This is a genomic window from Streptomyces sp. NPDC019890, assembly GCF_044903445.1.
GTDB lineage: Bacteria > Actinomycetota > Actinomycetes > Streptomycetales > Streptomycetaceae > Streptomyces.
Genome location: NZ_JBJDQK010000001.1, coordinates 984,063 through 1,003,442 on the forward strand (window position 1 = coordinate 984,063; position 19,380 = coordinate 1,003,442).

The window sequence follows — 19,380 nt, forward strand, 5'->3', positions numbered from 1 at the left end:
GTTGCCGTTCGGCACGCCACCCAGCCTTTCACCGCCACCCGGAAACGGATTGGCCGTCGAGCCGCCCGCGCCCGCGTCCGGACGGCTCGACCCGCCCATCGGCAGATCGTTGATCGTCATAGTGCTCGGCTCAGTACGGGACGGCCAAATCCGACCAGGAGAACCGCCCGCAGGCCTCGCGGCACCCGACTGCGGGCGGGAGACGGGCGTTTCGACGCCCAGCCGCCCGCCCGTGCCCGGAGACGAACTGCCGCCCGCGGTGACCGACCCCGCGCTGCCACCGCGGCCCGCCCCGCCGTTCGAGCCCGCCGAAGTGTTCGTGCTGGTGCTCGGAATCCCGGCGTCAGGGCGCGCGCCGCTGGCCGGGTTGTCGGCCGGGCTTCCGCCCACGGTGTGGTTCGCCCCGTCGGGCACCGGACGTCCGGGCCTGTTCGGCCCGGTCTGCTGGGGCACCGGGGAATCCGGCATGGGCTCCCCCGGCCCGGGCCGCACCTGGGAGTTGGAGGTGTTCGCCGTGGGCCGCGACGGGTCCGGGGTGTTGGCACCGGATGCGGGACGGGTCTGCGGGCCCGCCGAACCGGTCGAGTTGGGCGTGGTCGTGTTGGTCGTCGGGGCGCCGTGGACCATTTCGTCGTGGAACCCACCGAACCGCCAGTCCACCGGGACCACTTCAACCGGGTCACCCGGGCTGTTGCTGGCCGAGGCATTCCGCACCGGACCGTTCGTCGGACCCGTCGAGTTCGACACGGACGTGTCCACATGGCCCGTGTTCGCCCCCGGACGCGCAGGACCGCCCGGCACATGCGTGTTCGGCGTGGCCGAGTCCGGCCCACCCACCGCCGGCCCCGGACGCGCCGTCGTACCGCCCCCCGGCGCGGTCTGCGGCGACGGGGTGTCGGCCGGGCGGACGCCCGCGGTGTTGTCCGCCCCGTCGGGCACCGGACGTCCGGGCGTGTTCGGCCCGGTCTGCTGGGGCACCGGGGAATCCGGCATGGGCTCCCCCGGCCCGGGCCGCACCTGGGAGTTGGAGGTGTTCGCCGTGGGCCGCGACGGGTCCGGGGTGTTGGCACCGGATGCGGGACGCGTCTGCGGGCCCGCCGAACCGGTCGAGTTGGGCGTGGCCGTGTCGACATGGTTCGTGTCGGGGGTACGGGTGGGGCCACCGGTCGGCGTGTGCGTTGCCGGTGTCGTCGAATCCGGGCTGTTGCCGACCGAGGCATTCCGCACCGGACCGTTCGTCGGGCCCGTTGTGTTCGGCGCGGACGGCGTATCCACGTTCCCTGTGGTCGGACCCGGACGCGTAGGACCACCTGGAACATGGGTGTTCGGCGTGGCCGAGTCCGGCCCACCCACCGTCGGCCCCGGACGGGCCGTCGTACTACCGCCGGGCACAGTCGAGTTCGGCACCGACGAATCCGGCCCACCCACCGTCAGCCCCGGACGCGCCGTCGTACTACCCCCAGGCACCGTCGAGTTCGGCACCGACGAATCCGGCCCACCCACCGTCAGCCCCGGACGCGCCGTCGTACCGCCCCCCGGCGTGGTCTGCGGCGGCGGGATGTCGGCCGGGCGGACGCCGGTGATCGGGCGGCCGCTGCCGGGGCCGCCGCCCGGGGTCGGGACGGGGGTGGCGGTCTCCGGGGTGACCTGCCCGCTGCCACCGGGGCGGATGCCGCTGGGCGTGGGCGTGTTGGTCTCCGGGGTGCCGTTGACGATGTTTGTGACCGTGTTGGGGGTATCGGTCCTACTGATGCCCGGGCCCAGGGACACCGTCTCCGAGGGGTTGTTGCGCAGCGGCGGAGGCGTGTTGACACCGTCCACCGGAGGGGCGTTGACGGTGTGCGGGGTCGAGTTCTGCGGAACCGGCCTGTTGGTGGGGACATCGACGTTCATCCCGCCGTTCTCGATCGTGGCGGGATTGCCCTTCGGTCCCATACCGTTGGGGCGCCAGTCCGGGCCCATCCAGGCGCCCACGACGGCGCCGAGCCCGACGTTGATGCCCTCCATCTTCCAGTTGATGTGGAATTCGCTGTGCGTGGTCCAGGAGGCGAGGGCCTGCGCGAACACATCGGTGCCCAGCGTGATCGCAGCGCCCAGGATCGCGTTGACCGCGAAGTTGCCGACGGGCGCGAGGGCGCCCATTGAGGAGATGAGGCGGCCGACGACGTTGACGATAAAGGCGATTACCCTGGCGACGACTTGGAACAGAGCAGCGAGCAGCCAGCCGAGGCCCGGGATGGCGAAGCTGAGCACAGCCCCGAAGACGGCGGCGAGGGCGGCCACACCCTCGGCCTTGTTGATCTTCTCTATGGTTCGGTCGATCTGGTTCGCGTATCCCTGCAGCCCCTCGCTGATCCGCCACGCGGTGATGGCCGCCTCGAGAAGCTTGAGGGCGACACCGCCGCCCGGCGCGCCGGCGCCCGCGCCCTGGCTCGAGGCGTAGGCCTCCCGTGCCGCGTCCGAGGCGATGCCGGACCAGGGGATGCTTCGGACCGCCTCGGCCGTGGACAGATACGTCTCGAAGAAGGTGTCGCCCACCCGCATCCAGTGGTCGGCCAACTCACGGATCGGCTGGGAGTCGAATTCTACGGGCATTCTTGGGTCCTTCGGAGCGGCGGGGCGCCCGTGCGTGCGGCGGGGCCGGAGGCAGTGGGGGTGGTGGGTCCGGGGACGGCGCGTACGCTCCGTGGTACTCCGCGCGGCGCACCGAAGGGTGCGCCGCAGCGGAGCCCGCCGCAGGCGTACATGGCGCTAGTCGATCGCCGGATCGAGCACGGTCTGCACGATCGCGGGCTGGATGCGGCGGCCGACCAGCATGCCGCGGCCCGCAGGTCGGCGTGCCGCGCGCTGGTCGCCGATGAGGACGCCCTCGCGGGGGTCGCCGGAGAGGATCAGGCCGCCGGTGCCGAACTCCTGCATCCTGCTGATCAGGGGGTCTGCCATCAGCGCGCGTCCCGCCCCGGTGACCCGGCGGGCGATCACCAGATGGAAGCCGATGTCGGCTGCATGGGTGAGGTAGTCGGCGAGCGGGGCGAGCGGGCCGCGCTGCCCGGCCTGGCCGGCGACCAGGTCGTAGTCGTCGACGACGGCGTACAGCTCGGGCCCGGACCACCAGTCGCGCAGCCGCAGTTCGCGGGAGCTGATCCCCGGGGGCGGCATCCGCTCACTGAGCTTGGCGGTGAGCTGCTCGACATACGCGGCCGCGTGGTCGTTGTTGGCGGCCTGCGCGGCCAGGTACTCGTCGGGCACGGCCTCCAGCAGGGAGCGCCGGTAGTCGAAGACCATGAAGCGGATGTCGTGCTCTGAGTTCCGTTCGGTCACGCGCCGCATCCAGGACCGCAGGAACGAGGTCTTGCCGGAGCCGGAGTCGCCCAGGACCAGGAAGTGCGGGTCCCCAACGGCCAGGTCGATCGAGGCCGGGGCCAGGTCGAACTCCCGTATGCCGACGGGCACCTCGCTCGCGGACCGTGCCTCGACCGCGGCCTGCGCGGCGGTGAGCGCCTCCGCGCCGGTGGCGGTCCCAGCGGCAGCCGCCGCGGCGGCCTTGGCTGCCTCGACCGCGGCCGCCAGCTCGGCGGGGGTGATCAGCTCGGGCAGCACCCGCACCCGTGGGGCGATCGCACCGGTCCACAGGGCCGCGGACTGAGCGATCGCGCTCTGCTGCGCGGCGCCGAGGCCTTCCATGGTCTGCGTCCCGTCGAGCCGGGGCAGCGCGATGTGCATGAGGTCGCCGGGGGGTGCGATACCCCGGCCGGGGACGGCGTTGACCAGCAGCTTGGCGGCCTTGCGGTTGACCTCGGACTCGCCGGTCTCGTTGAGCCGCAGCTCCAGCCGGCCACCGATGGCGTCGCGCAGGTTGGTGCGTATCTCCATCCAGCGGTTGGCGGTGATCAGCAGATGGACGCCCACACCGAGGCCGCGCGTGGCGATGTCGTGCACCTGGCTCTCGGCCTCGTCCACTGCGGCGCGCAGCGCTGCCCAGTTGTCGATGACCAGGACCATGTCCGCCGCGTTCTGCCCGTCGGGCAGGCCGCCCTCGGCGCGTAGCCGGCGGAAGTCGGCGGCGGAGTCGATCCCGAGCCGCTCGAAGAGCCGCTCCCGGTCGATCACGCTTCGCCGTACGACGGCGAGCACCCGGCGTACCTTGGCCTCGTCGTGCCGGGAGGCCACGCCGGAGACATGCGGCGCCTCCTCGAAGGAGCCCAGCGAACCCCCGCCGAAGTCCACACAGGCGAACTGGAGTTCCGCGGGGGTGTGGGTGAGCATCGCGCTGAGCATCGCGGTCCGCAGCGCCATGGACTTGCCGGTCTGCGGGGCGCCGACGATGGCGACATGGCCGTGCGTGCCGCCCAGGTTGACCTGCAGGGTGCGCTGCGCCTGCATCAGCGGCAGGTCCACCACGCCCAGGGGGAACGTGAGCCGGCCGAGCGGGGTGGCGCCCTTGACGGCCTGGAAGCCCCGGTCGGGATCCTCGTCGACCGGGCCCAGCAGTGAGTCGAGCTCGATATGCGGCGGAAGCGGGGGCAGCCACACCTGGTGCACCGGCCGGCCGTACAGCCCCAGCCGCTCCACCACGACCTGCATTTCGGTACGCGCTCCCGCGACCGGCAGCGGCACCGCGACCGGATCCTGCTCCTCGTCCCCGTGGCGGGCCTGCTCGGCGGTGCGCAGCCCGTACGGCACCGGCTCCGGCACGGGGCCGGTGGGTGCCACCTCGGTACCGGCCGCCTGGTAGGTGCCCGAGACATGGGCGACCCGGAAGCGCTCGTAAACCGACTCGTCGACCCTGAGGTACGCCGAGCCGGGGATCGGCGGCAGCTTGTACGCGTCGGCGGTGCCGATGACCGCCTTGGACTCGCCGGCGGAGAAGGTCCGCAGGCAGATCCGGTACGACAGGTGGGACTCCAGGCCGCGCAGCCGGCCCTCGTCCAATCGCTGGGTGGCGAGCAGCAGATGCATGCCCAGCGACCGGCCGACCCGACCGATCTGGACGAACAGCTCGATGAAGTCCGAGCGCTGGGAGAGGAGTTCACCGAACTCGTCGACCACGATCACCAGGTACGGCATCGGCTCGAGCGGCCTGCCGTGCACATCGGTGCCGCCCTGGGCCTGCAGCAGCTGGTACGCCCGTACGGAGTCGACGTTGCCGGCGTCGCGCAGCATCCGCTGGCGGCGCTGCTGTTCGCCGATGAGCGCGGCACGCATCCGGTCGACCAGGGCGAGGTCGTCGGCGAGATTGGTGATCAGACCGGCCACGTGCGGGAGTTCGGTGACCCCCGCGAACGTGGCACCGCCCTTGAAGTCGACCAGGACGAAGCTGAGATGCTCCGGCGAGTGGGTCATGGTCAGGCCGGTGACCAGGGTGCGCAGCAGCTCGCTCTTGCCGGAGCCGGTGGCGCCGACGACCAGCCCGTGCGGGCCGATACCGCCCTGCGCGGACTCCTTGAGGTCCAGCACCAGGTCCTCGCCGGTGCCGGCCACCCCGATCGGGATCCGCAGCAGCGCCTCATCGTCGGGGCGGCGCCAGAACGTGGTGGGGTCCAGCTCGGCGAGGTCGCCGACGCCCAGCATCTGCGGCAGCGAGACCGTACGGGAAAGCACCTGGTCGCGCTCGCCGGACAGCCGCAGCGGCGCCAGGGCGCGCGCGAGCTGTTCGTACAGCGCGGGCTCCGCCTCGTCGGCGACGGCGTCCTGTACCGGGTTGAACAGTCTCGGGTCCCGGCTCTCCAGAGCCAGGCCCCCCGCATCCTCCAGCCGGGCACGGACATCGACCCGGCCCGGCTCCTCGTTCTCCTTGCGCACCAGGCAGACCACATGGATGCCGCTGCTCGGGCCGGCCTCGGTGAGGAGCTCGGCGAGCAGAGGCGTACGGGCCCAGGGGACGTCGGGGCGGTAGCCGTCGAGGACCACGACACAGTGTCGACCCTGGGTGGCCTTGTCGCGTACCGAGGGCAGCATGGTGGCGCGCTCGGCGCGCTCGGCCCGGGCCCGCTCCAGCCTGCGCTCCAGGATGTCGGCTATGCCGTCGAAACGGCGGGCGACGGTCGGCACGATGCCGGCCGGGGAGGCCCCGGCATAGGTGTCGTGGGTGTGTGGCAGCCATTTGGCCCAGTCCCAGGGCGAGTTGTCCTCCTCCTGGCCTTCCCGGCCCGGCTCCTCCGCGGCGAGCACGACCAGCTGGACGTCGTCGGGGGCGTGCAGCACGGCGAGTTGGAGCAGCAGTGCCGCGGCGGTGGCCCGGGTGCGCTCGGGGGTGCCCAGCAGGCTGACCACTCCGCTGCCGGCCAGGTCGATCCAGGCCGGCTGCAGCCCGACCGTCGCGTAGTCGCGGGCAAGCTTCTCCGAGGCACGCTGGGACAGCGGCTCGTACTCGGCGGTCGGATCGGACCTGTTGCTCTGCACCAGCTGCAACTGCGGGACGCCGCGGCCCAGTCCGAGCCGCACCTTCAGGAAGTCGGCGTCGGTCGGGCGGCGTTCCCAGACCCGGCGGCGACCGACCGCGATGGACCACAGCCGGCGCGGGCCGGGGTGCAGAAAGGCCCCGACCGCGCGCTGGGTCGCCGCCGAGGCGCGGGCCTGGGCGCGGATGCCGGAGAGGTACTCGACGTAGCGGTCCCGCTGGCGCAGTCGCTGCCGCCGGGTGGTGGAGCGGGACTGCCAGCGGACGTAGAGCGTGATGGCCACGGACAGCACAACGAAGGACACCCCGAGAATGATCATCCACGGTCGGCCGAAGGTGACCATGTACGCGGCCATGCTCACGCTGCTGAGCAGCGGCAGCAGGATGATCAGCCAGTTCGCGGCCTGGCTGTTGTTGGGCTTCTGGGGCGGGGGTGCCAGAGAGACCTTGTTCTCCGCCAACGACGGCGGAAAGGTCCGGGCGGGGCGGTGGAAGGCGGTACGCGTCATGTCGGTCCGCCGCTCACCAGTCCGCGCTGACGGCGGTGACGTCGAAGTTCATCATGTCCTGCGGCGCGGAGCCGGGCGTGGCGCCGCCGTCGCCGGGCGAGTCGACGTCTTGGAGGAACTTCTGGAACATCTCGGCGAGTGCGACCTCGGTCTGCGCGTTGCCCGCGGCGACCGCCATCACTCCGGCGGCCATCACGTTGAGCACCCCGCTCTCCGGTGCGTCCTCGGTGCCGAACAGCCCGCGCATGGTGGACGTCCACTGGTTGTTCATCCTGTCCACCTCCTCCTGGGTCTTGCCCGCCCAGCCCAGCGCAAGGCCCGACAGGGTGCTGTTGATCGCGCCGATGGTGTCCGCGACCTCTTTCGCGTGCGCCAGCAGCTTCTGCGAGCTGTCGGAGAGCCCTGTCGGGTCGATGTAGAGGGAGGAGACGTCGTAGTCGGCAAGCTCAGGCATGCAGGGCTCCGCGGTCGGGGCAGCAACTCCGCCGGGTGGAGGCTGCGAACGAGGGGGATGGGAAGGGGCTGCCCGGGCCGTCACGGATGCGGACGGAGGGCGGTGCGCGTCAGGTCATGTTGTTGTAGTTGGCCGTTTCCATCTCGTGGTAGTTGTCGTACGCCACCTGCATCCGGCGTACGACTTCCTCCAGCAGGTCGTGCAGTTCGGTCTGCGAGCGCGCGAACCACCGCTGTACCTCTTCCAGGGTGGCCGAGGAGGGGGTCTGCCATTCGGCGCCGACCGTCTCGAACTCGCCGGCGAGCCTGCTCATGGTCGACGCGATGTGGCCCGACTGGCCTCTGACCGTTCCGATGGCTTCCTTCAGATGACCCAGGTTCACCCTGAAATCCGACCACGACATATCGGGCATAGTTCGACCCTTTCGTCACACCTCGCGAGCAGATCAACATGCTTGGAAAGCCCGGCGGTCAGGGCCGCCGGACCCGTAAACCGTACGCCCGGACTTTACCAGACAACGAATGCATGAAAAAGGCCAGCTGCGACCAGTGATGAGCCGGTCACACACAACTCATTGACACAGTTTTTGTCCTGGCGGCCGCACTTGGATTACGCTGCTGCGCTATCCTCGGCATACGGTCCCACAACTGTGACCCGAGCCGTAGGGCGAGAGGTGGCCATGCCGAACGAAGGCAATATCACGCACTCACAGTACGACCACTGGATACCCCAACCCAACTCTTCTGAGCCCGAACCGGACGGCGCCGACCCGGACCGCGGAAAAGACCTTGGCTATCTGGTGCCGAATCTCAGCGTCAGCTGGACGGTAATGCCGAGCTTCAACAATCCGCCCCCGGCGACAGAACCGCAGGGGGACGAGGAGTCCAGCACCGACGTGCCCGCGACTCCGCCCATCAGGGTGGACCTCTCAGGCGTGCGCGCCACCGAGATCGCCCTGCTCAGAGCGGCGCAGACAGCGGTCGACGCCTACCAGGGGCTGCGGGAGCACGTGCTGTCGGTGCAGGACGATGTGTTCGGTCAGCACGACACGGACCTGGAGAAGGACCCGATCGGTTACGGCACTTCTGTGCAGGAGAACCCCGGCGAGATCCAGCCCATCGCCTGGAATTTCGCGGCGTCCATGAATCCGGCAATGGAAAAGGCGTTGTTCTTCATGGGAACAACCATGGAACTGGTCGGCGAGTACATCGCGCTTGTGAACAGGACCGGACAGACCTATTCCGAAGTCGACCGCAATTCGCGTTTCCCGACCGAAGGCACCTCCAATGAGGTTGTGACCTGACCGGGGCCAACGATTTCCGCTTCGGCCACGCCGTACCGACCCAGCCGGGCACCGATCTCTGCCCCGGCCCCTGACGGATATTCCGAGTCACGATCCGCCGACGGTTTCCTCTCCTGCCGTCGGCGGACGTGTTTCTTTCATTGCGTGGAATCCGGGAATATCAGACCGCAGTCCTCGGCGGCAGATCCTGAGGCCGCACGATCGTCAGATCGTCGGTGCCGGGATCCAGTAGTTCGGCGACCCGCTGGGCGTGCTGCTCGGTCATCCGCTGGAACACCTGACGGGCCGTCCGGCCGTTGCCGAAGTGCTCGGTGCGCTCGATCCCGTCGAAGTACTCCACCAGCGCGGCCAGCGTCTCGTCCGGCACCTGGTACTGGTGCCGGGCCGCCTGGTAGCGGACGATCTCCACCAGCTCGTCGGAGGAGTAGTCGTCGAAGGTGAGCGTCCGGGTGAACCGGGAGGCGAGGCCCGGATTGGAGTCGATGAAGCGCTGCATGTCAGTGGGGTAGCCGGCGGCGATCACCACGACCTCGTCGCGGTGATCCTCCATCAGCTTCACCAGCGTCGCGATCGCCTCGTGGCCGAAGTCGGTCGACTGCGCGTATGGCACCAGGGCGTACGCCTCGTCGATGAACAGGACTCCGCCCAGCGCCCGCCGGAAGATGGCGGTGGTCTTCGGCGCGGTGTGGCCGACATACTCGCCGACCAGCGAACCACGGTCGGCCTCCACCAGGTGGCCGCGGGCCAGCAGTCCGAGCGCGGCCAGCAGCCGTCCGTACAGCCGGGCCACCGTGGTCTTGCCGGTGCCCGGGTTGCCGGCGAACACCAGATGGCGGCTGAGCGGCGGGGGCTGCAGCCCGGCCTCCTGGCGCCGCTTGACCATCTGCATCACCTTGGCCAGCGAGCCGACCTCCTGCTTGACCCGGTCCAGGCCGACCAACGCCTCCAACTCGGCCAGCAGTTCCGGAAGCTGATCCTCGGTGACGCCCTCCTCGGCCCCATTCTTCTCCGAACTCCCCTGATCGGAGGCCAACTTCCGCCGCACCGGGCCGCCGCCGGCCACCGCCACTGCACCCGCGGACGGCTCCTCCTCCGCCTGCGGCAGGGTGCTGACCGACACATCGCGCACCCAGCAGTCCTCGAACACGGCCTCCGCGTCCTCGGCGGCCGACAGGTCCTCCTGGACGTCGTGCACCAGCAGTCGGCGCAGCACCGGCGCCGACTTGGGCCCTGTATAGACGGCGGGGAAGGCTGAGCCGGAGATCTCGCAGTCCTCCAGGATGCCCGCGCCGCCCTCGTGCACGTACACCCCGTTCTTGCCGGCGCCGGTGACGGTGACCGCGCGGATCCGGGGCGCGGATCCGGTCCACAGCACCAGCCCGCTGCCCTGCGTGTCGGAGATCTCCATCTCTTCGATCCATGCCTGGCTCCGCTCCTCCAGGAACACCCCGGCCGATCCGGTGCCGGCCACCTGTCCGCCCCGGATCAGCGCCGCCGTATCGGCCGCCACCTCGATCCCGGTCCGCCGGATCGCCCGGAACTCGCAGCCGTCCAGCAGCGGCCGGTGCCGGGTATCGAGCCGCACCCCGGTCTCCGCCTCGCTGATCACACAGTCGCGCAGCACCGCGTCGGCCCCGTCCACCAGGACCCCGGCCAGCTTGGTGCGCTCGATCCGGGTGCGCTCGGCCAGCAGGTCGGCGCCCCCGCTGAGCCGGATGCCGTGCTGGGCGCTGTCTGCCACCGTGCAGTCCACCAGCACCGCGCGGGCGTTGCCGGCGAGTTGCACCGCGGAGTGGCCGGTCGCCGCGACCTGGCAGTCGGCCAGCTCCAGCACGGCGTCCCCTTGGGCGAGCAGTCCGCCGGTGCCGGTACGGGAGAACACCCCGTTGCGCGCGCGGACTTGGGCGCTCTCGGCGACCGTGACCGCGGTGTCGGGCACATCGACGATACGGACCGACTCCAGCTCGACCCGCGCGGTGCCGTACGCGAACAACCCCGCGCCGTGCGCCTCCCGCACATCGCAGTCCCGCAGCAGGACTCGGCTGCCGCCGGAGACCAGCACGCCCTCGGCCTGGGTACGGAAGATCTCGCACTTGTCCAGCCGGATCCGGCGCTCGTCCTGCCCGGCAGATGCACCTTCGCCGCCCGCCTCAGGACCCGCCTCCTCGGGCTGGGCCTGGTGCAGCGGCTGCGGCGCGGGCCGGCCCGGCGCGTCCTCGATCCGTACGCCCTGGGCCCTGGTGTCGTGCAGCCGGCAGCCGCGCAGCAGCGGTTGCGCGGGCGCGTACACCAGCAGCGCGGCATCGCCGGTGTGGGCCAGCTCGCAGTCGTCGAAGGTGGCGCTGCTCGTGCCGCCGAGCAGCACCCCGCAGTCCGTGGTGCGCTGCACCCGGGTACGGCGCAGATCCGCCCGGGCCGTGTCGACCAGGGTGAGCCCGTAGCCGTCGACCGAGCGGATCGTGCAGTCCTCGAAGCTGCCGCGTGCGGTCCCGGTGACATGCACCCCGGCTCGCTTCGCACCATGCACCGTGCAGCCGCGCACCTGCGCCGTGCTGTCCCGGGCCAGCTCCAGTCGCCCGCCCGACAGTTCGCAGCTTTCCAACTCCAGCGAGCCGCCCCGGGCCAGCACCACCGGCTCGGCCGCGTCGCTGCCCTCGAACTCCAGCTCGCGCAGCACGACATGGCCCGCCGAGACGCTGACGCCCGGACCGTGCGCCGCGGTGATCCGTACCGTCCCACGGCCCTTCTCGGCCACCACGGTGATATCACGGTCCAGGACCAGGGACTCCTTGTAGGAGCCGGGCTGGATCGAGACCACCGCGCCGTCGTCCGCCGCGCGGATCGCCGCCCCGATGGTCCGGTGGGTCCCCCAGCCGCGGGCGGCGACGCGCTGCAGTTCGGGCGTCACATCGACTCACCCATCTCCATCAGCCTGCCGAACACCCCGAAGACACCGACCGCCAGCAGTACGGCCGCGAGCGCCAGCGTCGAGGACAGCCCACTGATCCAGGCGGGCCGCTCACCGATCGGCTCGCCCTCGGGGAAGGCCCGGATCAGGCCGGCGCCGAGCATCACCGCGCCCGCCAGCAGACCGGCCAGCGGCCCCGCCCAGTCGGGCGCGCCGAGCTCGCCGGGGGCGCTGATGGCGACAGCGAGCAGGCCAGTCGTACCGGCGACGACCGTCGGCAACACCGCAGCAGTGATCTTCAACTGGCCCGCGCGCAGCAGCAGTGCACCGCTCACGCACACCGCCAGGACCAGGCCGTACGCGTCGTCAGAGGTGGCAAGCAGCACCAGTGCGGGGATCAGCGCGGCGGAGAGCAGCTGGGTGAGCCCGGCCAGTACCCGGCGGCCCCTGCGGACCAGCTCGGGGATGGCCTCGCCGGTCGCGCTGCCCTCCCCCGGCGGAGCGGACAGCGCGACGAGGTGCCCGGAGAGCATCGGCACCACGCCCAGCGAGCCCATCGCCAGCACCGCGACAACCGCGGCGCTCTCGGCGCCGCTTGCGCCGAAGCCGGACAGCAGGCCCGCGGTGGGCAGCAGCACCCCGCTCACCACCAGCGTGGTAAGGGTGATCACATGGTTGACGGCGAGCCGGGCCGCGAGGGCGCCCGCCAGCGCCCCCACGGACCCCGCGATGACCGTCCTGGCAGTGGTGTCCAGCACGGTGGGGAGCAGGACCGCGCTGATGGCGAGGAGCGGCACGGCCGACAGGGCCATCCCGAGCCGCACCGGCAGGGCCAGCGGCCAGGTGCGGCGGGTGGCGTGCCAGGCGAGCATGGCCAGGCCGAACCCGGCCAGCAGCGCCGCCAACCCGACCAAGGGGAAGCGGGGGCTGTCCACGGCCAGCCCCACGAAAAAGCCGAGGGCACCGGCCATCCCGCCGAGGCCGAGGAAGAGCAGGGTCAGCGCGCGGTGCCGCGTGTCCCAGCGCAGCCCCTCCTCGTTGGCCTCACCGACGAGTTCGTCGAGGTCGGTGATGAGCGGCTCGTCGAACTCACCCGCCGCCACGTCCCGCAGATACAGCGTGGCACCGTCCGCGACCCCGGACTCGGTCAGGGACGCGCCCGGGGAAAGCGGCTTGGCACCGGGCAGAGCCAGGGACCAGACCGCGGGGAAGGTCTCGTCTTCTTCCTCCTGGCCGGTGAGCCGCAGCAAAGTCGGGGTGTACTCGGCGATGGCCGCCCGGGCGGGTACCGCCAGGTCTACCCGCCGCCGGGTGCCCACCACCGTGATCCGGCACCGTTCGTCGTCCACTTGGGCTGTCCTTGGAGTCGTGGGGTGGAAGGGCGAGGTGAGGAGGGGCCTCGGTCGGCGATGGTTGCGGCTAGTTGTTCCAGGTCTGGATGTTGGACAGCTCGGCGTCCGCACTGTTCTGGTAGCTGATGTTCAGCGCTCGGGCGATCTCGCCGAGGATGCCCACCTGCGGGTCGAGCAGACCGGTGGCGGCCTGGTCCCACGCAATCTGCTGCTCGTGGTAGTAGCCGGAGGCGCCGCTCCGGGTCCAGGAGTCGGCGAGCGGGATGAGCCGCCGCTTCAGCTCGTTGAGCCGGTCGATGCAGTCGTCGGCGCGGTTGACGATGGTCGGCCCAGCATCGGCGAGGCCGGTGGTGACAAGGATCGGAATGCTGTCGGGGCTGGGCACAGGGTGGCTCCTTGGGGACTGTCGCGAACCGACGCGACCGAGGCTTGCGTTGTCGTACCTCGGCCGGTCCTGGGCCGCGGGCTCAGATCAGAGGGGTCGAAGGTGCCGAGGCCACCGCCTCGGGACGTGAGACTCGGGGAGACCGCGCTCGGGGCGGCGGCCATGGCGCGTGGCCGCTTTGGGGCGGGTGCCGGGGAGCGGACCTCAGACGAGGTTGGCGGTCGGCAGGTTGGTCTTGATCGAAGCCATGTTCTGGTGGTTGGCGACCTCGGAGTTGTCGTAGTTGTGGTAGTTGCCCATCAGCCCGTCGCCGATGGCCGTGAGCGCCTCGTTGAGCCGGGCGGAGTGGGTGCCCCACAGCACCATCAGGTCCTGGAACTCGTTGGCCGCCAGGCCCTGCCACTCGTTCTGGAGGGCGGTCACATAGGTCCGCAGCTCCTGCAGCCACACCGCGACGTCGTGCGCGGTCAGATGCGTGTCACTGGCGGCCGCCTGCAGGTCGAACAGCGTGACGTTGTACTCGACACCGCCGACCGTCGTGTGGGGAGTAGGGGTGGACACGAATCAATCCTCCTGGCACATCGTGGTCTGCTACCGAACCGAGTCCGAACGCGCGGAAGTTACTGCGCGTTGTTCTGTCTGGCCGTCCCGCGCCTGAACTCCAGCTCGACCGCGTGGACGAGGACGCGACGACTGGGGCCCCGCCGGGGCGCTTCTCTCACTGCCGCAGGCGGACAGCAGAGGCATGCTCGCAGCGGTGAGCTTGGCGAGCGTGACAGCACGTTGCTCTGGCATCGGGGAACTCCCGGGAGGGATGACTCAGGTTGCTGCGCGGCCTCCGAAGTGAAGCCGACAACCCCTGCTACGGAGCAGGCCCCGGCGGGGTTCTCCCTCAACGGGCCCGATATACAACCGTGACATCCCCTGCACCCGCCGCAGTCCTTGGGCCTCGCCTCCGCACATACGGAGGGGGCCGAAGAACGCGTGGCGGAGAACGAGGGCACCGAACCGCTCATCGCCAACCGGACGCGTGCCGGGGCCCGGGCGCCCGCGGTCCCCTTCCGCCCTCCGTCCGCCATGGACGAACGCGCAGGTTATCCCGACGCTCTCCCGACGGAGCAGGTGCCACCCCATGGACCAGCCCCTCCTCATCGACCTCACCGGAAGCGACATCCAGCCGAAGCCGCCCGCCTTTGAATCCCAGGGCGACTGGGAAAAGTAACGAACGCGGGATGACAACACGGCCGCCACCGGCGGCACTCCGGTCGAGTCAACTTCTACGGCTGGTGCTACCGGTCGGCGTTGTATCCCCTCATGGAGCGCATCAGCACCTACGTGGCGAGATGCATCCACTGAAAGTACAAACGGCTGGCGGGCCTGAGGAAGCCGTCGAGTGCATGCCAGGGGATCGCCAAGAGGTCCCCCCGCCTCTCCGGGTCACAGCAAGACCGGTGTTCGCAGCACCAGCCGGAGAGCGGGTCGCCGAGCTGAAGCAGGAACGCGAGATTCTCGGCCACAGCTGAACCGCCGGGCCCGGGTCGATCGGAGACCGAGCGGTCTCAGTGCGACTCGAGTCGAGTGCGCCGGGCGTAGGCACGGGCTGCGCGGACGCGATCGCCGCAACGGGTGGAGCACCATTGGCGGCGGCCGTGGCGCAGCAGGTAGCGGGTGCAGGGGCTGGAGCCGCAGGCGGCGAGGCGTTCTGCGTCGGGGCCGGTGAGCAGGTCGGCGGCGTTGTCGGCGAGGGCGGCCAGGGCGTGGTCGACGATCTGAGTGATCGGGTGCGAGTCGGCCCGGAACAGGCCGCGGGTGGGGTCCCAGTGCAGCAGGGCGGCCGCGGGAGCCCTGGAAAGTGCGCCGTTGACGGCGGCGAGAGCGCTCGGCGGGGCGGGGCGCCCGTCCACCCGGGAGGCGAGCAGCGCCCGGATCTGCTCACGCAGCGTCCGCAACTGCGCCGCGCACGTCTCCTGCAGTCCGGCGCCGACCGGGGCGAGGTCGTGTTCGGTGAGCCACTGGTTCGTGGCGGCGGGGGTGCCGAGGAGGTCGAGGAACTGGCCGCCGGGCAGAGCGACGGCGCTGTTGGCGAAGTCGAGGGCGCGGTACTGCTCTGCGCCCGGTGCGGGCGGAAGTACGGGCTCGGCGGCCATGGTCTCCTCCATGCCTCTCATGTTACGGCTTGCATTCATCCGTGAGAAGCCAGTAGCGTCTCTCACGGATAAACCGCTACCCATCCGTGAGGTTCTTGTATGTCTGCTACCGGCACGCCCTCTGAGCAGATCCCCGTCCGCGTCTTCGGCGGCCCGACCGCGCTCATCGAGTACGGCGGGCTGAGGTTCCTGACCGACCCCACCTTCGACACCCCCGGCGACTACCCCATCGGACCCGGCCTGGTCCTGACCAAGACCGCGCCTTCTTCCGCCGCGCCCGAGGACCTCGGCCGCATCGATGTGGTCCTGCTCTCCCACGACGAGCACCCCGACAACCTCGATCACTCCGGCCGGGCCCTCCTGGCCGACGTGCCCGTCACCCTCACCACCCCCAGCGGCGCGGGCCGCCTGGGCGCAGACGCCAAGGGCCTTGAGGACTGGGAGTCCGTCACGCTGGACCGTCCCGACGGCGGCACCGTGACCGTGACGGGCGTGCCCGCCATCCACGGCCCTGGGGCGCGCGAGGAGGTCGAACCGATAGCGGGCGAGGTCGTGGGCTTCGTCCTCACCGCACCCGACCTGGCCACGGTGTACGTCAGCGGCGACAACGCCTCGCTCGCCCTGGTCAAGGAGATCGCCGAGCGGTTCGGCCCGGTCGACACCGCCGTTCTCTTCGCAGGTGCTCCGCGCCTGCCCATCTTCGACTCGACGGTGGTACTCGACAGCGCCCAGGCCGCCGAGGCCGCTCAGCTCCTCGGGGCGCGCCGGGTCGTCCCCGTCCACTTCGACAGTTGGGCCCATTTCACTGAAGGCCGCGGCGACCTGGTGGCCGCCTTCACCGCCGCGGGACTGGCCGACCGCCTTCAGCTGAACTGAGCGAACCCGGCCCGCACCGCGGCATCAGGTCTGTCACTCCTGTCGACCTCCTTGATGGATCGCCCTCACGGCCCCGCGGAGTTCCGCCACCCCGGCGGAATTCCGCGGGGCCGGAATGCTCTATGCGGCGGCGTGTACCCGGGAAGCGGACTGTTCGCGCACGACATCGAGCTGCTGGAGGAGAGCTGTCGTTTGGTGTCCCCTGGTCTGTTCAAACTGGGGCTGCTGGTGGTGGTAGTCCGCGCGGAAGGTGTCCCGCAGCCGCTCGGCCTCGGCTTCGATTGCGTGGCGTGGGCGGTCGGCGCGCTCGCAGTCGGCTGCGGGTGAGTCTGGCGGCGTCGGCCGGGGTGGGTGTGGCGAGAAGAGCCACGCGAGCGCGCCGCGCACAGGTTCGCCGGGTTGGCGGTTGGGGCGGGTGGATGGGCGGTGACGTTTCCTCCGATCGCCGGCGCAGTACCGCAACGCCCCGCCCGCAGCAGCGATCGCGAGGCTGGACGACTGGCCAGCGGTTCCCTTCCGTCTTCCGGCCGGCTCGGACGAACGCGCAGGTTCTCCGGACGTTTGATCATGGTCTGCCCGGTCGGCCGCTCGTAGCGTGGCAGGCAGCCGTGCGGACGGCCGCAGCGCCGTCCACGACCAGAGCACGGATCATCGGAAGGCGGAACATGCAGTACGAACAACTGGGCGCCACGGGGGTTTTCGTGTCCCGGATCGCTTTGGGCACGATGACGTTCGGCGGGGCGGGGACGCCGCCGTGGAGCCTCGTGGGCGGTCTGGAGGAGAAGGCCGCGGACGAGCTTGTGGGTCTGGCTCTGGATGCGGGTGTCAATCTCATCGACACCGCCGACATGTACGCGGGGGGCGAGTGCGAGGAGATCCTCGGCCGGGTGCTGGGCTCGAGACGCAGAGGCGTGCTGCTTGCCACCAAGCTCTTCGCCCGCATGGGCGGCGGCCCCAACGAGGTCGGTCTGTCCCGGCTGTGGGTCACCCGGGCGCTGGAGGACAGCCTGCGCCGGCTGCGTACCGACCATGTCGACCTGTACCAGATCCACAGTTTCGATCCGCTGACCCCGGTGGAGGAGACGCTGGCCGCACTGGACGACGCCGTCCGGCAGGGCAAGATCCGCTACATCGGCGCGTCCAACCTGGCCGCGTGGCAGATGATGAAGTTCCTCGGCGCCTCGCAGTCGCGCGCTCTGGAGCGCTTCGTGTCCCAGCAGGTGTACTACTCGCTGACCGGACGGGACATCGAGCGGGAGATCCTGCCGATGGCTGCGGATCAGCAGCTCGCCACGCTGGTGTGGAGCCCGCTCGCCGGCGGGTTCCTGTCCGGCAAGTTCGACCGCAACGGCACCAGCGACGACACCGCGCGCCGCGCCCTCGCCGACTTCCCGCCCGTGGACCGGGAACGCGGCTGGGACATCGTGGACGCGCTGCGCGTCGTCGCCGCACGCCACGGCGTCGGTGTGGCCCGCGTCGCCCTCGCCTGGGTACTGGCCCGACCCGGGATCACGAGCGTGATCGTCGGCGCGAAGCGCCCCGACCAGCTCACCGAAAACCTGGCCGCCGTCGACCTCGTACTCACCGACGAGGACCTGGCAGACCTGGACGCGGCCAGCGCCCTCCCGGTCCCCTACCCCGACTGGGGTCAGGGCGCGCCCGCCGACCGCCTGCCGCTGCACTCCTGACCCGACACCGACGCGACCGGGACACATCGGCAGCCGGCCGCACCCCGGTTGAGCACCCATCGTTCGCGCTGCGAGCACGGTCGTGGCCGGGCGACGCGAGGTGGCCGTGCCTGCCGGAGCCGGGACGGCACGGCTTAACTGACTGTGTATCAGAAAGCAATGGTGCGTCAATCGCCGGTCAGGAGCATGCGAGACGTCCCCGGCGTCCCGACGCAGACACCGAACCGAGAGACGTTTCGCGGGGGTGTCATACCCGTACACCGACCCACGGCCGTTCCAGCCGTCAGCGATCACCACATGCGGCCCGGGCCACGGCTCCAGAGCAGGCAACTGCTCACCGCACCCTCGCATTCAACCGTTCAACCACCTTCCGAGGATCCTTGATGACCCTGGTACCGGCAGCGCGCTCACGCAACAGCTCATCGGCCCCCAATCTCCGAGCGCTGACCCGGGCGCGAGCCATGCCCGACCCAGTGCCGAAGGTCCCTGACGTGTCGCCGTGCTTTGCACGGCGCCACCTCTCGTGCCGGTAAGCCGCGGGCTTCGCGTACCCGCACACCCTCTCTTCGCACCACCCACCGCACACTGCCCCGGAGGAGAAAGAGCATGAGCCGCAGCGACGTCCTGGTAGACGCCGACTGGGTCGAGGCCCACATCGATGACCCGAAGGTCGTCATCGTCGAGGTCGACGAAGACACCTCCGCGTACGACAAGAACCACATCAAGAACGCTGTACGGATCGACTGGAAGCAGGACCTCCAGGACCCGGTCCGGCGTGACTTCGTCGACCAGGAGGGCTTCGAGAAGCTCCTCTCCGCGAAGGGCATCGCCAACGACGACACCGTCGTCCTCTACGGCGGCAACAACAACTGGTTCGCCTCGTACGCGTACTGGTACTTCAAGCTCTACGGCCACGACAGCGTCAAGCTTCTCGACGGCGGCCGCAAGAAGTGGGAGCTCGACTCCCGCGACCTGGTCGACGGCTCCGAGGTTCCCAGCCGCCCGGCCACCGAGTACAAGGCGAAGGCCCAGGACACCTCGATCCGCGCCTTCCGCGACGACGCCGTCGCCGCGATCGGCAACGAGAACCTGGTGGACGTGCGCTCCCCCGCCGAGTTCAGCGGCAAGCTGCTCGCCCCGGCGCACCTCCCGCAGGAGCAGTCGCAGCGCCCGGGCCACATCCCGAGCGCCCGCAACATCCCGTGGTCCATGAACGCCAACGACGACGGCACCTTCAAGTCGGACGACGAGCTCAAGGAGCTCTACGCCGAGGAGCAGGTCGACCTGGCGAAGGACACCATCGCGTACTGCCGCATCGGTGAGCGTTCCGCGCTCACCTGGTTCGTGCTGCACGAGCT

The 19,380-nt window shown here is 70.5% G+C and carries 13 protein-coding genes and 1 pseudogene; 5 read left to right on the forward strand and 9 right to left on the reverse strand.

The window, feature by feature from the left end:
* The 4 genes and pseudogenes from ACI2LP_RS04320 to ACI2LP_RS04335 form a co-directional block, all read right to left on the reverse strand.
* Positions 1-2,595: pseudogene (locus ACI2LP_RS04320) on the reverse strand (hypothetical protein); the annotation flags it as partial.
* A gap of 156 nt (positions 2,596-2,751) precedes the next feature.
* A complete protein-coding gene (eccCa, locus tag ACI2LP_RS04325) occupies positions 2,752-6,909 on the reverse strand; it encodes a type VII secretion protein EccCa (protein WP_404723009.1) in 4,158 nt (1,385 codons plus the stop codon).
* Positions 6,910-6,922: 13 nt separating this feature from the next.
* Positions 6,923-7,363, reverse strand: a complete 441-nt coding sequence (locus ACI2LP_RS04330; protein WP_404723010.1) for a hypothetical protein — start codon at positions 7,361-7,363, stop codon at positions 6,923-6,925.
* A gap of 109 nt (positions 7,364-7,472) precedes the next feature.
* Positions 7,473-7,775, reverse strand: a complete 303-nt coding sequence (locus tag ACI2LP_RS04335) for a WXG100 family type VII secretion target (RefSeq protein WP_404723011.1) — start codon at positions 7,773-7,775, stop codon at positions 7,473-7,475.
* Positions 7,776-8,042: 267 nt separating this feature from the next.
* Between ACI2LP_RS04335 and ACI2LP_RS04340 the strand changes: the two genes are divergently transcribed.
* Entirely contained in the window at positions 8,043-8,666 is a 624-nt protein-coding gene (locus tag ACI2LP_RS04340) for a hypothetical protein (RefSeq protein ID WP_404723012.1), read from the forward strand.
* 160 nt (positions 8,667-8,826) lie between these two features.
* Here the strand turns inward: ACI2LP_RS04340 and ACI2LP_RS04345 are convergent, their stop codons facing one another.
* The 5 genes from ACI2LP_RS04345 to ACI2LP_RS04365 form a co-directional block, all read right to left on the reverse strand.
* A complete protein-coding gene (locus ACI2LP_RS04345; RefSeq protein ID WP_404723013.1) occupies positions 8,827-11,574 on the reverse strand; it encodes a right-handed parallel beta-helix repeat-containing protein in 2,748 nt (915 codons plus the stop codon).
* A complete protein-coding gene (gene eccD, locus ACI2LP_RS04350; protein ID WP_404723014.1) occupies positions 11,571-12,923 on the reverse strand; it encodes a type VII secretion integral membrane protein EccD in 1,353 nt (450 codons plus the stop codon). Before eccD ends, ACI2LP_RS04345 begins: the two co-directional genes overlap by 4 nt.
* A gap of 70 nt (positions 12,924-12,993) precedes the next feature.
* The gene (locus ACI2LP_RS04355) at positions 12,994-13,311 is read right to left on the reverse strand and encodes a WXG100 family type VII secretion target (RefSeq protein ID WP_404723015.1); all 318 of its coding nucleotides are present in this window, start codon (positions 13,309-13,311) and stop codon (positions 12,994-12,996) included.
* Positions 13,312-13,515: 204 nt separating this feature from the next.
* Complete coding sequence (locus tag ACI2LP_RS04360) at positions 13,516-13,872, reverse strand: WXG100 family type VII secretion target (protein WP_404723016.1); 357 nt, start codon at positions 13,870-13,872, stop codon at positions 13,516-13,518.
* 998 nt (positions 13,873-14,870) lie between these two features.
* Positions 14,871-15,470, reverse strand: a complete 600-nt coding sequence (locus tag ACI2LP_RS04365) for a CGNR zinc finger domain-containing protein (protein ID WP_404723017.1) — start codon at positions 15,468-15,470, stop codon at positions 14,871-14,873.
* 87 nt (positions 15,471-15,557) lie between these two features.
* Here ACI2LP_RS04365 and ACI2LP_RS04370 point away from each other — a divergent pair, with 87 nt between their 5' ends.
* The 4 genes from ACI2LP_RS04370 to ACI2LP_RS04385 all read left to right on the forward strand — a co-directional run.
* Entirely contained in the window at positions 15,558-16,334 is a 777-nt protein-coding gene (locus ACI2LP_RS04370; RefSeq protein ID WP_404723018.1) for an MBL fold metallo-hydrolase, read from the forward strand.
* A 195-nt stretch (positions 16,335-16,529) separates the two neighbouring features.
* A complete protein-coding gene (locus ACI2LP_RS04375; protein ID WP_404723019.1) occupies positions 16,530-16,661 on the forward strand; it encodes a hypothetical protein in 132 nt (43 codons plus the stop codon).
* Positions 16,662-16,999: 338 nt separating this feature from the next.
* Positions 17,000-18,022 (forward strand): aldo/keto reductase, encoded by a 1,023-nt coding sequence (locus tag ACI2LP_RS04380; protein WP_404723020.1) that lies wholly within the window; start codon positions 17,000-17,002, stop codon positions 18,020-18,022.
* 606 nt (positions 18,023-18,628) lie between these two features.
* On the forward strand, positions 18,629-19,380 hold a 752-nt coding region (locus tag ACI2LP_RS04385), incomplete at its 3' end, for a sulfurtransferase (RefSeq protein ID WP_404723021.1).

Coding starts and splice junctions, on each gene's coding strand:
- eccCa (WP_404723009.1), bottom strand. CDS start 6,909: ATGACGCGTACCGCCTTCCACCGCCCCGCCCGGACCTTTCCGCCGTCG.
- ACI2LP_RS04330 (WP_404723010.1), bottom strand. CDS start 7,363: ATGCCTGAGCTTGCCGACTACGACGTCTCCTCCCTCTACATCGACCCG.
- ACI2LP_RS04335 (WP_404723011.1), bottom strand. CDS start 7,775: ATGCCCGATATGTCGTGGTCGGATTTCAGGGTGAACCTGGGTCATCTG.
- ACI2LP_RS04340 (WP_404723012.1), top strand. CDS start 8,043: ATGCCGAACGAAGGCAATATCACGCACTCACAGTACGACCACTGGATA.
- ACI2LP_RS04365 (WP_404723017.1), bottom strand. CDS start 15,470: ATGGAGGAGACCATGGCCGCCGAGCCCGTACTTCCGCCCGCACCGGGC.
- ACI2LP_RS04370 (WP_404723018.1), top strand. CDS start 15,558: ATGTCTGCTACCGGCACGCCCTCTGAGCAGATCCCCGTCCGCGTCTTC.
- ACI2LP_RS04380 (WP_404723020.1), top strand. CDS start 17,000: ATGCAGTACGAACAACTGGGCGCCACGGGGGTTTTCGTGTCCCGGATC.